General features: G+C 67.5%; 12 protein-coding genes. 8 read left to right on the top strand and 4 right to left on the bottom strand.

Features of this window, described 5'->3' with window-relative positions:
- Window positions 1–156: 156 nt before the first annotated feature.
- The gene (gene aceE / locus I2487_RS10475; protein WP_207171634.1) at window positions 157–2,898 is read right to left on the bottom strand and encodes a pyruvate dehydrogenase (acetyl-transferring), homodimeric type; all 2,742 of its coding nucleotides are present in this window, start codon (window positions 2,896–2,898) and stop codon (window positions 157–159) included.
- 244 nt (window positions 2,899–3,142) lie between these two features.
- Between aceE and I2487_RS10470 the strand changes: the two genes are divergently transcribed.
- Together I2487_RS10470 and I2487_RS10465 are read left to right on the top strand one after the other, a co-directional pair.
- Window positions 3,143–3,619, top strand: a complete 477-nt coding sequence (locus I2487_RS10470) for a DUF3052 family protein (RefSeq protein WP_345941402.1) — start codon at window positions 3,143–3,145, stop codon at window positions 3,617–3,619.
- Window positions 3,616–4,116, top strand: coding sequence for a redoxin domain-containing protein (locus I2487_RS10465; RefSeq protein ID WP_207171638.1), 501 nt, complete (start codon window positions 3,616–3,618; stop codon window positions 4,114–4,116). The genes I2487_RS10470 and I2487_RS10465 overlap by 4 nt, the downstream gene beginning before the upstream one ends.
- A 9-nt stretch (window positions 4,117–4,125) precedes the next feature.
- Here the strand turns inward: I2487_RS10465 and I2487_RS10460 are convergent, their stop codons facing one another.
- From I2487_RS10460 to I2487_RS10450, 3 genes are read right to left on the bottom strand one after another with little or no spacing between them, the layout of a single operon-like run.
- Window positions 4,126–5,217, bottom strand: a complete 1,092-nt coding sequence (locus I2487_RS10460; protein WP_255546179.1) for a COX15/CtaA family protein — start codon at window positions 5,215–5,217, stop codon at window positions 4,126–4,128.
- An 8-nt stretch (window positions 5,218–5,225) separates the two neighbouring features.
- Window positions 5,226–5,987, bottom strand: a complete 762-nt coding sequence (locus tag I2487_RS10455; protein WP_207171642.1) for an ABC transporter permease — start codon at window positions 5,985–5,987, stop codon at window positions 5,226–5,228.
- Window positions 5,984–6,958, bottom strand: a complete 975-nt coding sequence (locus I2487_RS10450; RefSeq protein ID WP_345941401.1) for an ABC transporter ATP-binding protein — start codon at window positions 6,956–6,958, stop codon at window positions 5,984–5,986. The genes I2487_RS10455 and I2487_RS10450 overlap by 4 nt, the downstream gene beginning before the upstream one ends.
- Before the next feature lie 203 nt (window positions 6,959–7,161).
- Here I2487_RS10450 and I2487_RS10445 point away from each other — a divergent pair, with 203 nt between their 5' ends.
- From I2487_RS10445 to sufU, 6 genes are all read left to right on the top strand, one after another.
- On the top strand, window positions 7,162–8,124 hold the full coding sequence (locus I2487_RS10445) for a helix-turn-helix transcriptional regulator (protein ID WP_207171644.1): 963 nt from the start codon (window positions 7,162–7,164) through the stop codon (window positions 8,122–8,124).
- Window positions 8,121–9,578, top strand: a complete 1,458-nt coding sequence (gene sufB / locus I2487_RS10440) for a Fe-S cluster assembly protein SufB (RefSeq protein ID WP_255546177.1) — start codon at window positions 8,121–8,123, stop codon at window positions 9,576–9,578. The genes I2487_RS10445 and sufB overlap by 4 nt, the downstream gene beginning before the upstream one ends.
- 154 nt (window positions 9,579–9,732) lie before the next feature.
- Window positions 9,733–11,022, top strand: a complete 1,290-nt coding sequence (gene sufD / locus I2487_RS10435) for a Fe-S cluster assembly protein SufD (RefSeq protein ID WP_207171646.1) — start codon at window positions 9,733–9,735, stop codon at window positions 11,020–11,022.
- 108 nt (window positions 11,023–11,130) lie between these two features.
- Complete coding sequence (gene sufC, locus I2487_RS10430) at window positions 11,131–11,892, top strand: Fe-S cluster assembly ATPase SufC (RefSeq protein WP_207171648.1); 762 nt, start codon at window positions 11,131–11,133, stop codon at window positions 11,890–11,892.
- Window positions 11,893–11,899: 7 nt separating this feature from the next.
- Window positions 11,900–13,216, top strand: coding sequence for a SufS family cysteine desulfurase (locus I2487_RS10425; protein ID WP_207171650.1), 1,317 nt, complete (start codon window positions 11,900–11,902; stop codon window positions 13,214–13,216).
- Window positions 13,216–13,674, top strand: a complete 459-nt coding sequence (sufU, locus tag I2487_RS10420; RefSeq protein WP_207171652.1) for a Fe-S cluster assembly sulfur transfer protein SufU — start codon at window positions 13,216–13,218, stop codon at window positions 13,672–13,674. Before I2487_RS10425 ends, sufU begins: the two co-directional genes overlap by 1 nt.
- The last annotated feature ends 76 nt before the right edge of the window (window positions 13,675–13,750 follow it).

Here is a 13,750-nt window from a genome sequence, read left to right as displayed (position 1 = left end):
TGTGTGATCCCTACAAACCGCATCGAACGGTCTCTGCCTCCGGACCCGGTGGCGGACGCCGCTGGCGGCGGACACACGAAGCGGGGGCCCGGAGCTGATGCTCCGGGCCCCCGCTGGGTGCTCATCGTGCTGGCCCCTGCGAAGGGGCGGGCAGGATCAGGCGTCGCCGCCCGCCTCGCCCGAGGTGCCGGCACGGACGTTGCTGAGGTCGTACTTCTTGAACGCATCGGCCGGAGCCGAGGCATCCACGGCGCCGTCGTCGGCGAGCATCTGCAGGGCGCGCACCACCATCGAGTGGGCGTCGATCCTGAAGTGCCGCCGCGCCGCGGCTCGCGTGTCGGAGAAGCCGAAGTCGTCGGCTCCCAGGGTCGCGAAGCGGTTCGGCAGGAACTGCCGGATCTGATCCGGGACCTGGGTGGCGAAGTCGGTGGTCGCGATGACCGGCCCCTCGGCGCCCTCCATCTGCTGGGTCACGAAGGGAACCTCGGGCTCGCGCTCCGGGTCCAGCAGGGCCGACTGCTCCACATGCAGCGCCTGGCGGCGCAGCTCGTTCCAGGAGGTCACCGACCACACGTCGGCCGAGACGCCCCAGTCCTCGGCGAGGATCTCTGCGGCCTCCTTGGCCCACGGCACCCCGACGCCGGAGGCCAGGAGCTGGACCTTCGGGCCGTCCTGCTCGGAGCGGGAGAGCCGGTAGATGCCGCGCTTGACGCCCTCGATGTCCAGGCCCTCGGGCTCGGGCAGGTGCTGCACCGGCTCGTTGTAGACGGTGAGGTAGTACATCACGTTGTGGTCGCCGTCGTGATCGCCGTACATCTCGAAGAGCCCGTTCTCCATGATGTGGGCGATCTCGTAGCCGAAGGCCGGGTCGAAGTGCTTCACCGCGGGGTTGGTCGCGGCGAGCAGCGGGGAGTGGCCGTCGAGGTGCTGCAGACCCTCACCGGCCAGCGTGGTGCGACCCGCCGTGGCACCGATGATGAAGCCTCGGGCCAGCTGGTCTGCGGCGGCCCAGAAGGAATCACCGGTGCGCTGGAACCCAAACATCGAGTAGAAGATGTAGAACGGGATCATCGTCTCGCCGTGGGTGGCGTAGGAGGTGCCGGCCGCGGTGAACGCCGCGGTGGCGCCGGCCTCGTTGATGCCGGGGTGGATCATCTGGCCCTGCGGGGACTCCTTATAGGCCAGCATCAGCTCGCGGTCCACCGAGATGTAGTTCTGCCCCTTGGGGTTGTAGATCTTCGCGGTGGGGAAGAACGAGTCCATCCCGAAGGTGCGGGCCTCATCCGGGATGATCGGCACGATCCGGTGACCGATGTTCTTGTCCCGCATCAGGTCCTTGAGCAGCCGCACCAGAGCCATCGTGGTGGCGGCCTTCTGCTTGCCGGAGCCCTTCTTGGCCTGCGCGTAGGTCTTGGCCTCGGGCAGGGTCAGTCCCTCGCCGGCGGTCCGACGCTCCGGCACGGGCCCGCCGAGGCGTTCGCGACGCTCGAGGGTGTACTTGACCTCCTCCGAGTCCTTGCCGGGGTGGTAGTACGGCACGTTGTACGGATCGGCTTCGATCTGCTCATCGCTGACCGGGATCCGCAGCGTGTCGCGGAAGCGCTTGAGGTCATCCACGGTGAGCTTCTTCATCTGGTGGGTCGCGTTGCGACCCTCGAAGCTCGGTCCCAGACCGTAGCCCTTGACCGTCTGGGCCAGGATCACGGTGGGCTTGCCGGTGGACTCCGAGGCGGCCTTATAGGCGGAGTAGACCTTCTTATAGTCGTGTCCGCCGCGCTTGAGGTTCCAGATGTCGTCGTCGGACATGTCCGCGACGAGCTCCTTGGTCTTGGCGGAGCGGCCGAAGAAGTGCTCGCGGACGAAGGATCCGGATTCGGCCTTGTACGTCTGGTAATCACCGTCGAGGGTCTCGTTCATGACCCGGACGAGCTCGCCGTCGTCGTCCTGATCCAGCAGCTGGTCCCACTCGCGGCCCCACAGGACCTTGATGACGTTCCAGCCGGCGCCGCGGAAGAAGGCTTCCAGCTCCTGGACGATCTTGCCGTTGCCGCGCACCGGGCCGTCGAGGCGCTGCAGGTTGCAGTTGACCACGAAGTTCAGGTTGTCGAGCTTCTCGTTGGCCGCGAGCTGAAGCAGACCGCGGGACTCGGGCTCATCCATCTCACCGTCGCCCAGGAACGCCCAGACCTGCTGCTCCGAGGTGTCCTTGATGCCGCGGTTGTGCAGGTAGCGGTTGAACTGCGCCTGGTAGATGGCGTTCATCGGACCGATGCCCATGGACACGGTCGGGAACTGCCAGAACTCCGGCATCAGCCGCGGGTGCGGGTAGGAGCTCAGTCCGTCGGGGGCCTTGGAGTGCTCCTGGCGGAAACCGTTGAGCTGGGTCTCGTTCAGGCGGCCCTCGAGGTAGGCCCGGGCATAGTTGCCGGGGGAGGAGTGGCCCTGGAAGAAGATCTGGTCGCCGCCGCCGGGGTGGTCGGCGCCGCGGAAGAAGTGGTTCAGACCCACTTCGTAGAGCGTGGCCACGCCGGCGTAGGAGGAGATGTGTCCGCCCACGGAGATGTCACTGCGCTGGGCGCGGTGCACCATGACCGCGGCGTTCCAGCGCAGGATGCGGCGCACGCGGCGCTCCATCTCCTCGTCGCCGGGGAAGTCAGGCTCCTGATCCACCGGGATCGTGTTCACGTAGTCGGTGGTGGTGACCATCGGGACTTCGATGGACTTCGCGCCGGCTCGCTGCAGCAGCGAGCGGATGATGTACTCCGCGCGCTCGGTGCCGTGGAACTCCACGAGCTGGTCAAAAGACTCCAGCCATTCCTGGGTCTCCTCCGGATCCAGATCCGGAAGTTGGTTCGTCAGTCCGCTGCGGATATGGGAGTTCTCTTCACCAGCGCTCACGGGTCACCTCTCAAGGGGTACGGGTGGCGGGTCATGCGTCCATGGACAGGGATGTTCCACGGGCGGGACCCACGAGGGCATCGGCCAGCGGTTGTTCGAGGGCCGAATTTCAGCTCAACTCTACCCGCTCGGGTGGTGTCGCACTTCCCCAACCGACAGGGATCCGCGTAACGTTGCTGGTGGCAGCCCCATCCTCGGGTGGGAGCTGCGCTTCAGACGCTAATGAATGGGAAGGGAACCTCAGGTGAGTCAGGCTTCTGCAGCCGAGGATCCGTCGAGCACCTCGACGGACCACAAGAACGACGCCGGAACCAATGTCGTCTCGCTCGGCGACCTGCTCCAGGAGCTCGGGCTCAAGCCCGATTCCCTGGTCCAGGAGATCGGTGTGGATGAGGATGTCGATGACGACTTCCGCGACCGTCTGGAGGACCTGCTCGACGAGGACCTGCTCGACGAAGACGTCCAGGAGGTCGTCGACGCCGTGCTGGTCTGGTTCAGAGACGGTGATGACGATCTCACGGACGCCCTCGTGGACGCGCTGGCCACCCTCGACGAGGGCGGCGTGCTGTGGCTGCTGACCCCGCGTTCGGGCCGGGACGGCTATGTGGCACCGGTGGAGATCCAGGACGCGGCGCCCAACGCGGGTCTGCATGTGACCTCCTCGGCGGGTGTGAGCACCCATTGGGCCGCGACCCGCCTGATGGGGCGCAAGAAGCAGTGACCCCCTCGCCGCTCCCCGAGCTCGGGGAGCAGGCGCCCGGCTTCTCCGGGCGCAGCCACCATGGCGAGGTGCTTGAACTGGATCGGCTCGCCGGGTCTCCGGTGCTGCTGATGTTCTATCCCTTTGCCTTCAGCCGGGTCTGCGATTCCGAGCTGCAGGCCCTGGTGGCGCGCCGGGACCGGATTCGCTCCACTGGGGCGAGAGTGCTGGCGATCAGCTGCGACCCGATGCATAGTCTGCGTGCCTATGCGCAGACGCTCACCGCTGACTTCTCCGGGGCCGAGTCCAGCGAGCTGCCTTTCGACCTGGTCAGCGACTTCTGGCCGCACGGGGAGATCGCGCGGCGCTACGGGTCCTTTGATCCGGTCAAGGGTGCGGCGCAGCGCAGCAGCTTCCTGCTGGATTCCTCGCTGCGGCTGGCGCATGTGCAGTCCGTGCCGGCCGGAACGGCGCGCGACCTCGATGAGGCGCTGCGGCTGCTGGGGCTGCTGCGCTGAGCCGCTCGCTCAGGAGGCCTGCGTGCTCGCGCTCTGCCCACTCGCGCTCTGCGTGCTGAGTGCAGGCGCCACAGCCTCGTCGCCGCCGAGCCCGCGGGTGACATACCGGGCGCGGTAGCTGTCGAAGACCGCGGTGGCCGTGACGACCAGCAGCGCCGAGCCGAGCATGTGCAGCCCGACCAGGATGACCGGCAGTCCGGTGAAGTGCTGGACGTAGCCGATGACCCCCTGGGCGATGATCACGATCATCAGCGACCAGGCCGAGCGTCGCTGATTCGGTGCGGTGCTGATCCGGTACTGGCGCACCAGCAGCGCGATCGCCGCGAAGCACAGGACATAGACCGGGACCACGTGCATCCGGGTCACCAGATCCGGGTCGAAGAGGTGTCGCGGCGATCCGGGATCTCCCGCATGCGGACCGGTGCCGGTCACCACGGTGCCCAGGAACACCGAGACCCAGGTCGCGACGAGGATCACCGGGGCCATCGCGGAGGTCACGGCATCGGAGGCGCCGTGGCTCATCCGGACCCCGGCCACGCCCTGAAGCTGCGCACCAGGTGCTGCGGGGGAGTCCTGCCTCGAGTCATGTCTCGACTCCTGGCCGGCCTCGCGGGCAGCTCGCAGCTCCAGTCGGATCCGGTTCAGCAGCATCGTGGAGACCATGACCAGTGCCGCGGAGAGCAGGAAGTGCAGCGCCACGATCCAGGGGTTCAGGTTGGTCCACACGGTGATCCCGCCGATGACCGCCTGCAGCGGGATCCCGGCGAGGATGATCAGGCTCATCCGGAACAGCGACCGGTGGCTGCGCCGCAGCCGCAGCAGCGCGAAGAACATCAGCGCGCAGATCAGCACGAGCACGTAGGTCAGCAGCCGGTTGCCGAACTCGATGGCCCCGTGCAGTCCCATCTCCTGGGTGGCGACCCAGGAATCCGGGGTGCAGCGCGGCCACTCCGGGCAGCCCAGCCCCGAGGCGGTCAGCCGGACCGCCCCGCCGGTGAGGATGATGGCGATATTGCTGACCAGCGTCGCCCAGGCGATCACCTTGGTGACCCGGGTGATCCGGGTGGGCAGGTTGGTGCGGAAGACTTCGAGCACATTCATCGGAAATTTCATCGCCAGTTGAACCACCTTCGTGCGGCCAGGACGGCCAGCGCGGCCCACCCGGCGAGAATCAGAGCTTCCAGGATCGGGAACGATCCCTCCAGAGAGGCGGTGCGCAGACCTTCACCCAGGGCGGCGGAGGGCAGGAGCAGCAGCAGCGCCCCGGCGCCCTCGTGGTCGAGCGGGAACACCGAACCGCCGGCGGCACCGAGCAGCACCCAGATGACATTGGTCAGCGCCAGGGTCGCCTCGGCGCGGACCGTGCCGGCCAGCAGCAGCCCCAGCGCGGTGAACGCGGTGGCACCCAGGACGACGACGACGCCCAGCCACAACAGGCCCACGGGCTCCGGGCTCCAGCCCAGGACCATCCCGGCGGTGCCGATCACCACCACCTGCACGATCACCACGGCCAGCACGGCGATGGCCTTGCCGAGGATCAGGCCGGTGGCCCCCAGCGGCGTGGTGGCCAGATATGCCAGCACCCCGTACTGCCGTTCGAATCCGGTCGCGATGCCCTGACCCGTGAAGGCCGAGGCCATCACGGCCAGCGCGAGCACACCCGGGGTGATCACGTCGATGCTCGGGGTCGCGGCGGAGGTGATCAGCTCCAGGCGGTGGGCGCCGAAGAGCACCAGCAGCGGCAGGATCAGCGAGACCAGCAGCTGTTCGCCGTTGCGCAGCACATTGCGGGTCTCATAGAGCCCGTGCGAGAGGATCCGGCGTGCCGCCGGACGCGGCGCCGGGGCCAGCGGGGCATGGGTCGTGCTCATGAGACGGAGACCTCCCAGAAGACGTCTTCCAGCGTGCGGGCTTCCATGCGGACCTCCACCGGCATCATGTCGATCAGCTCCCACCAGGCCGCCAGCTCGCGCAGCTGGGCCGGTCCGGTGAGGCTGGGGGTCATCCATGCCGCTCCCGGGGCGTTGTCGGTGCCGCCGTCGAGCTCGATGCTCACCGGGGCGCTGCTGATCTCTCGGTGGGTCAGGGTCCTGGAGGCGGTGAACAGCATCCGGCGGGCGGCGCCGGGGGAGGCCCCGGACCCTGTGCCGCTGGCCCCGGTCAGTTCCGCGACGGACCCGTGGCGAACCACCTCACCGTCCTTGAGGATGAACACCGAATCAGCGAGCTTCTGGGCCTCCTCCAGCAGGTGCGTGGTGAGGATGATCCCCATGCCCATCTCGCGCAGCTCGCCGATGAGCTCGAAGACGGTCTGCCGGGACTGCGGGTCCAGCCCGGCGGTGGGCTCGTCGAGGAAGACCACCTCGGGGCGTCCGAGCAGGCTCGCCGCGAGTGCGACCCGCTGCTTCTGTCCGCCGGAGAGCCGACGGATCGAAGTGCGGAGGAAATCGCCCATGTCCAGGCGAGCGACCAGGTCATCCACCGGCCAGGGATTCTGGTGCAGCGAGGCCACGTGGTGCAGCAGCGCGCGGGGCTGGACCGACTGGGGCATGCCGCCATCTTGAAGCATCACTCCGACCCGTGCCCGAAGCTCGGCGCCGGCCCGGAACGGGTTCTCACCCAGCAGCGTGACGCTTCCCTGGGAGGGGCGCAGCAGTCCCTGGGCGCAGCTCAGCGTGGTCGTCTTGCCGGCGCCATTGGGGCCGAGCAGGACCGTGACCTCGCCGGATCGCGCGGTGAGGTCCACGCTCCGCAGGATCTCCTTGAGGCCCTGAGGACTGCGAGCGGAGCCGACGGCGTAGCGCACATGGCGCAGGGTCAGGCAGGGTGGATGCTGGGGCACTGCACCAGTCTACATTTCTACACCCCGTAGAAGAGCGCCGAGTCAGCGGAGGTGCAGTTCGAGCTCAGGCGGATGGCGGGGCATCGGGCGGATGGCGCAACGCGGATGGCACAAGGCGGATGGCGCAGCGCCGTGGGGAAGGTCTCCGGGAACTTAGGTGCACCTTGCTGGCGGCTTTGTTCTGAATAGGTCAGAATAGGGTCATGTATTCCACCGCTTCCGAGTCTGCTGCAGCCGATGCGCAGTCACGCGACGTGGACACCCCGGCGGCTCAGGTCGCCGATCCCGAGGCTGCAGGGGAGACGGTCCGCGAGGCCGAGAGCACGACCCGTCAGCGGGTCCTGCAGCTGGTGGTCGAAGAAGGCCCGATCAGCGCGGCCGCGCTGGGCACCGCGTTGCAGCTGACGGCCGCCGCCGTGCGTCGCCACCTCGACGCGATGACCGAACAGGGCATCCTCGAGGTCAAGAACGTCACCACGCGCCGTCGCGGCGCGGGCCGACCCTCCCGACGCTACGTGGTGTCCCAGCGCGGGCAGCGCACTATGGGCGATGATTACCTCGGCCTGGTCAAGACCGCACTGTCGCTGCTCGAGGGCGACCGCGACTCCTCCCTCGAAGCAGGCGCCGCGGCCCAGCCGGAGTCCACCCAGGTGGCCGCCGCCGCCCTGGCGCGCGGATACTTCGCCGGCTTCGAGCAGCGCTGGGAGACGGAGCTCTCCGAGATCAGAGACCTGGATGCGCGCACCGAGCGGCTCTCCGAGCTCTTCAACGAGGAGGGATTCGCCGGCTTCACCCGCCTGGTGGGGCGGGACAACCCGCTGCTGGCCATGCAGTCCACCCAGCTGTGCCAGGGTCACTGCCCGATCCGGGAAATAGCTGCGGCTCATCCGGTGTTCTGTGAGGAGGAGACCGATATGATCTCCCGCCTGCTCGACGTCGATGTCAGGCGGCTCTCCACCCAGGCGGCCGGTGCCCATGTCTGCACCACTCACGTGCCGGTGGGTCGCGAGAGGCTCGCCGCTGAGCAGCGGGAACGCGCCGCAGCAAGCGCAGAGGCAGAACTACAGATCAGCGCCACGGCCGGTGCGACACATTCGTCGCGCAAGGTCAGTGGCGGACGAAAACGAATCGTCATCTCCCCCCGTCAACAAGAGAGGTTGTCATGACCGAGCAGATCCAGCGCGAAAAGGACCAGGGGGTCACCTCCGATATTCTGGAGCGCAACCCCGAGCTCCACGGCATCGGTTCCTACGAGTACGGCTGGTCGGATTCCGACTCCGCCGGAGCCAACGCCAAGCGTGGCATCGATGAGGCGGTCGTGGAGGACATCTCCTCGAAGAAGAGCGAACCCGAGTGGATGCTCAAGCTGCGCAAGAAGGGCCTGAAGTACTTCCAGCGCAAGCCCATGCCGATGTGGGGCGCAGACCTCTCCGGCATCGACTTCGACAACATCAAGTACTTCGTGCGCTCCACCGAGAAGCAGGCGAAGACCTGGGAAGACCTCCCCGAGGATATCCGCAACACCTACGAGCGGCTCGGCATCCCCGAGGCCGAGCGCGAGCGCCTGGTCTCCGGCGTGGCCGCACAGTACGAGTCCGAGGTGGTCTACCACCAGATCCGCGAGGACCTGGAGGAGCAGGGTGTCATCTTCATGGACACCGACACCGCGCTGAAGGAGCACCCCGAGTTCTTCGAGGAGTACTTCGGCTCGGTCATCCCGGTGGGCGACAACAAGTTCGCCGCGCTGAACACCTCGGTCTGGTCCGGCGGCTCCTTCGTCTACGTCCCCAAGGGCGTCCACGTGGAGATCCCGCTGCAGGCCTACTTCCGGATCAACACCGAGAACATGGGTCAGTTCGAGCGCACGCTGATCATCGCCGACGAGGACTCCTACGTCCACTACATCGAAGGCTGCACCGCGCCGATCTATGACTCCGACTCGCTGCACTCCGCCGTGGTGGAGATCGTGGTGAAGAAGAACGCTCGTGTGCGGTACACCACCATCCAGAACTGGTCCACCAACGTCTACAACCTGGTCACCAAGCGGGCCGTGGTCGACGCCGGCGGCACCATGGAGTGGATCGATGGCAACATCGGCTCCAAGGTCACCATGAAGTACCCGGCCGTCTACCTCACCGGTGAGCACGCCAAGGGCGAGACGCTCTCGGTCGCCTTCGCCGGCGAGGGCCAGCACCAGGACACCGGATCCAAGATGGTCCACATGGCGCCGAACACCTCCTCGACCATCGTGTCGAAGTCGGTGGCCCGCAACGGCGGCCGCGCCGCCTATCGCGGCCTGGTCCAGATCAATGAGGGCGCGAAGAACTCCGCGAACTCGGTGGTCTGTGATGCCCTGCTGGTGGACACGATCTCCCGCTCGGACACCTACCCCTACATCGACATCCGTGAGGACGATGTGACGCTGGGCCACGAGGCCACGGTCTCGAAGGTCTCCGAGGATCAGCTCTTCTACCTGATGGCCCGCGGACTCGCCGAAGACGAGGCCATGGCCATGATCGTGCGCGGCTTCATCGAGCCGATCGCCCGCGAGCTGCCCATGGAGTACGCCCTCGAGCTCAACCGTCTGATCGAGCTGCAGATGGAAGGCTCGGTCGGCTGACCCAGCCTGATCGTCGCAGGACACCCAGTCGCCCGGGGTCACCACGACTCCGGGCGACTGGGGCCTGCCGGCCACCGAGCAGCCCCGGCTGCCCCGCGCATCAGCACCGCGCGCAGAAGAGACACGCGCATCAGAACCAAGGGAAGAGAAACACATGACGAATTCCGCGTCCGCCGATCAGGCGGAACAGGTCGCAGGAGTCGAGGTGGGCGAAGCCCGCATCACGATTCCAGGCATGAGCGAAGAGGGCGAGAACCTCGCCACCGCGCATGAGGAGACCGAACACAGCCACGGCGGCCTCGGGGAGTCCACCGTGAAGGCCAAGTCCGGCGGCTCCCGAGCCGACCGCACCACCAGCCTGAATGTGGCTGACTTCGCCGTGCCCACCGGGCGCGAAGAGGAGTGGCGCTTCTCGCCGCTGAAGAAGCTTGGCCGCGTCCTCTCCGACGCCGCTACCCAGACCCCGGTCACGCTGAAGGTGCGCAACACCGCCACCGGCGTCACCCACGGCGAGCTCGCGCTGGCCCAGGCGCCGCGCGGCACCGTCTTCCTCGCCGCCGACCGCGCCGCCGTCGTCGGCTACACCCAGACCCAGACGGCCGATCACATCAAGGTTGCGGCGAACACCGAGCTCAGCGAGCCGGTGTTCCTCGACATCACCGGTGAAGCCGCCGGTCACCGCGCCAACGGGCACATCGTGCTGGAGGCCGGAAATCACTCCAAGGCGGTCTTCGTCATGGAGCACCGCGGCTCCGCCGATGCCAACCTCAACGTGGAGGTCATCGTGCGCGACGGCGCCGATGTCACCGTGGTCTCGCTGCAGCGCTGGGACGACGACGCCGTCCACGTGGGCCAGCAGGACGCCGAGGTCGGGCGCGACGCGAAGTACAAGCACGTCTCGATCACCCTGGGCGGCGAGGTCGTCCGGCTGAACTCCAACGTGCGTTACTCCGCCGAGGGCGGGGAGGCCGCGATGTACGGGCTCTACTTCGCCGATGCGGGCCAGCACCTGGAGCACCGCAGCTTCGTGGACCACAACTCCCCACGCAACAGCTCCAACGTGCTCTACAAGGGGGCGCTGCAGGGCCAGGACGCTCGCACCGTCTGGGTCGGGGACGTGCTGATCCGCAAGGCGGCCGAGGGCACCGACTCCTATGAGAAGAACCAGAACCTGATCCTCACCGACGGCGCCCGCGCCGATTCGATCCCGAACCTCGAGATCGAGACCGGACTGATCGAGGGTGCCGGACACGCCTCCTCCACCGGGCGCTTCGATGAGAACCACCTGTTCTACCTGATGGCGCGCGGCATCCCGGAGAAGGAGGCCCGCCAGCTCGTGGTCCGCGGCTTCCTCAACGAGATCGTCCAGGCCATCGGCGTGGAGTCGATCGAGGACACGGTCCAGCAGGACCTGGAGAACGAACTGAAGATCGCCGGCTTCTAGGGACCCCGGTCCTTCAGAGGCACCGCCCGCAGGCAGCCCCGCCGGCCGCCGCGGCTCGTTCGCTCCATCACCAGCACTTCTACGAATCAAGCAAAGGACACGCAAAGAATGTCTACTCTCGCGATCAAGGACCTGCACGTCTCCATCGAGACCGAGCAGGGTTCCAAAGAGATCCTCAAGGGCGTCACCCTGACCATCAAGTCCGGTGAGATCCACGCCATCATGGGCCCCAACGGCTCCGGCAAGTCCACCCTGGCCTCCACCATCGCCGGGCACCCCCGTTACAAGGTCACCTCCGGCACCATCACGCTCGACGATGAAGACGTGCTGGAGATGTCCGTGGACGAGCGCGCCCGCGCCGGGCTGTTCCTGGCCATGCAGTACCCCGTGGAGGTTCCCGGCGTCACCATGACCAACTTCCTGCGCACCGCCAAGACCGCCATCGACGGCGAGGCCCCCAAGCTGCGCACCTGGGCCAAGGACGTCCGCGGAGCCATGGAGAAGCTGAAGATCGACGCCGACTTCGCCAACCGCAACGTCAACGAAGGCTTCTCCGGCGGTGAGAAGAAGCGCGTGGAGATCCTGCAGATGGAGCTGTTCAAGCCCAAGTTCGCGGTCCTCGACGAGACCGACTCCGGCCTGGACATCGACGCGCTGCGCGTGGTCTCCGACGGCGTGAACCGTGCCCACTCCGAGAACGACATGGGCACCCTGCTGATCACCCACTACACGCGGATCCTGAACTACATCACCCCGCAGTTCGTCCACGTCTTCGTCGACGGCCGGGTCGCCGAGCAGGGTGGCCCGGAACTGGCCGACGAGCTCGAGGCCAACGGCTACGATCGCTTCCTCGCACCCGCCCAGGCCTGAGCGCCCCATGCTGAATCCAGACACCGTCAAGGCTGACTTCCCGCTGCTGGGCCGCACGGTCCGCGGCGGGAAGCCGCTGGTGTACCTGGACTCCGGGGCCACCGCGCAGAAGCCGCAGCAGGTCATCGACGCGGAGCTGAGGTTCTACGCCGAGACCAACGCGGCGGTGCACCGCGGCGCACACCAGATCGCCGAGGAGGCCACCGAGGCCTACGAGACCTCGCGCGATGTCGTCGCCGAGTTCGTCGGCGCCGACGCTGCGGAGATCGTCTGGACCAAGAACGCCACCGAGGCGCTGAACCTCGTGGCCTACGGGTTCCTCAACGCCAGCCTCGCCGCCGCGGCAGCCCCGGGAAGCGCCGCGGCAGCCGCGGTGACGCCCGAGGCCATCCAGCGCTATGCGCTGGTCCCCGGTGACGAGATCGTCCTCAGCGAGGCCGAGCACCACGCCAACCTGGTGCCCTGGCAGCAGCTTGCGCAGAAGACCGGCGCGACCCTGCGCTGGATCTCGGTCACGGCGCAGGGCCGCCTGGACCCCGAGACCTTCTCCGTGATCGGGGAGCGGACCAGGATCCTGGCCATCACCCACGCCTCCAACGTCACCGGTGCGATCACCGACGTGGAGGCCCTGGTGGCGCGAGCCCGGAAGGTCGGCGCCTATGTGGTGCTCGACGCCTGCCAGACCGCGGCCCACATGCCGGTGGACCTGCACGCGCTCGACGTCGACTTCGCGGCGTTCTCCGCACATAAGATGGTCGGCCCCACGGGTGTGGGCGCGCTCTACGGCAGACATGCGCTGCTCGAGGACCTCCCGCCCTTCCTCACCGGCGGCTCCATGGTCGAAGTCGTCACGATGGAGACCACAAGCTTCATGCCGCCGCCGCAGCGCTTCGAGGCCGGCACGCAGATGGTCGCCCAGGTCGTCGGCTTCGCGGCCGCGGTGAAGTACCTGCGCGAGCTGGGCATGGACCAGGTGGCCGCCCACGAGTCGCAGATGACCCAACGGCTGCTCGAGGGCATCAGCTTGGTGCCCGGAGTCCGGGTGCTGGGACCCGAGGATGCCACCGATCGGCTCGCCGTCGTCGCCTTCGAAGTGGACGGGGTGCACCCGCACGACGTCGGCCAGGTGCTCGACGACGCGGGGGTGGCCGTACGGGTGGGCCACCACTGCGCCCAGCCGATCCACCGACGGCTCGGCGTCCATGCCTCCGCGCGCGCCTCGGCGGGTGTCTATACCACCGCCGCGGACGTCGATGCGTTCATCGCCGGGCTCCACGAGGTGCGCCGGTTCTTCGCGGCACCCTCGGACACAGGAGGCCACTGATGGCTGATGCGATGGAACAGCTCTACCAGCAGGTGATCCTTGATCATGCCCGGGTGCGGCAGGGCGAGGGCGAGCTCACCGAATACGGCGGAGAGTCCTTCCAGATCAATCCCACCTGCGGAGACCAGGTCACGCTCCGGGTCCGGCTGGACCCGAAGGGGGAGCGGATCCAGGCGCTGGGCTGGACCGGTCAGGGCTGCTCGATCTCTCAGGCCTCGCTCTCGGTCATGCATGAGCTCGTCCTGGACCAGCCGGTCGCGCGCGCCGAGGAGCTCGGGGCGCACTTCCGGGAGCTGATGGCGGCACGGGGCAAGGAACTGGACTCGGCACGCCTGGAGGCGCTCGAGGACGCCTCGGCCTTCACCGGTGTGGCACGCTATCCCGCACGGATCAAATGTGCTCTGCTGGGGTGGATGGCACTGCGTGACGCACTGGTCCAGGCGCGCGGCCGGGCATAGACCCTTGACTTGAAACGTTGGACCCTGCAGATGATCAGATACAGACCACAGCACGTACATACAGAACGTCGAAGGA

This window comes from Nesterenkonia sp. E16_10 (genome assembly GCF_017347085.1).
GTDB lineage: Bacteria > Actinomycetota > Actinomycetes > Actinomycetales > Micrococcaceae > Nesterenkonia.
This window is presented reverse-complemented; position numbering and strand designations above follow the sequence as displayed.

Excerpts from the sequence above, each read along its gene's own strand:
- I2487_RS10460 (WP_255546179.1), bottom strand. The coding sequence starts at position 5,217 with ATGAATGTGCTCGAAGTCTTCCGCACCAACCTGCCCACCCGGATCACC.
- I2487_RS10455 (WP_207171642.1), bottom strand. The coding sequence starts at position 5,987 with ATGAGCACGACCCATGCCCCGCTGGCCCCGGCGCCGCGTCCGGCGGCA.
- I2487_RS10445 (WP_207171644.1), top strand. The coding sequence starts at position 7,162 with ATGTATTCCACCGCTTCCGAGTCTGCTGCAGCCGATGCGCAGTCACGC.
- sufB (WP_255546177.1), top strand. The coding sequence starts at position 8,121 with ATGACCGAGCAGATCCAGCGCGAAAAGGACCAGGGGGTCACCTCCGAT.
- sufD (WP_207171646.1), top strand. The coding sequence starts at position 9,733 with ATGACGAATTCCGCGTCCGCCGATCAGGCGGAACAGGTCGCAGGAGTC.
- sufC (WP_207171648.1), top strand. The coding sequence starts at position 11,131 with ATGTCTACTCTCGCGATCAAGGACCTGCACGTCTCCATCGAGACCGAG.
- I2487_RS10425 (WP_207171650.1), top strand. The coding sequence starts at position 11,900 with ATGCTGAATCCAGACACCGTCAAGGCTGACTTCCCGCTGCTGGGCCGC.
- sufU (WP_207171652.1), top strand. The coding sequence starts at position 13,216 with ATGGCTGATGCGATGGAACAGCTCTACCAGCAGGTGATCCTTGATCAT.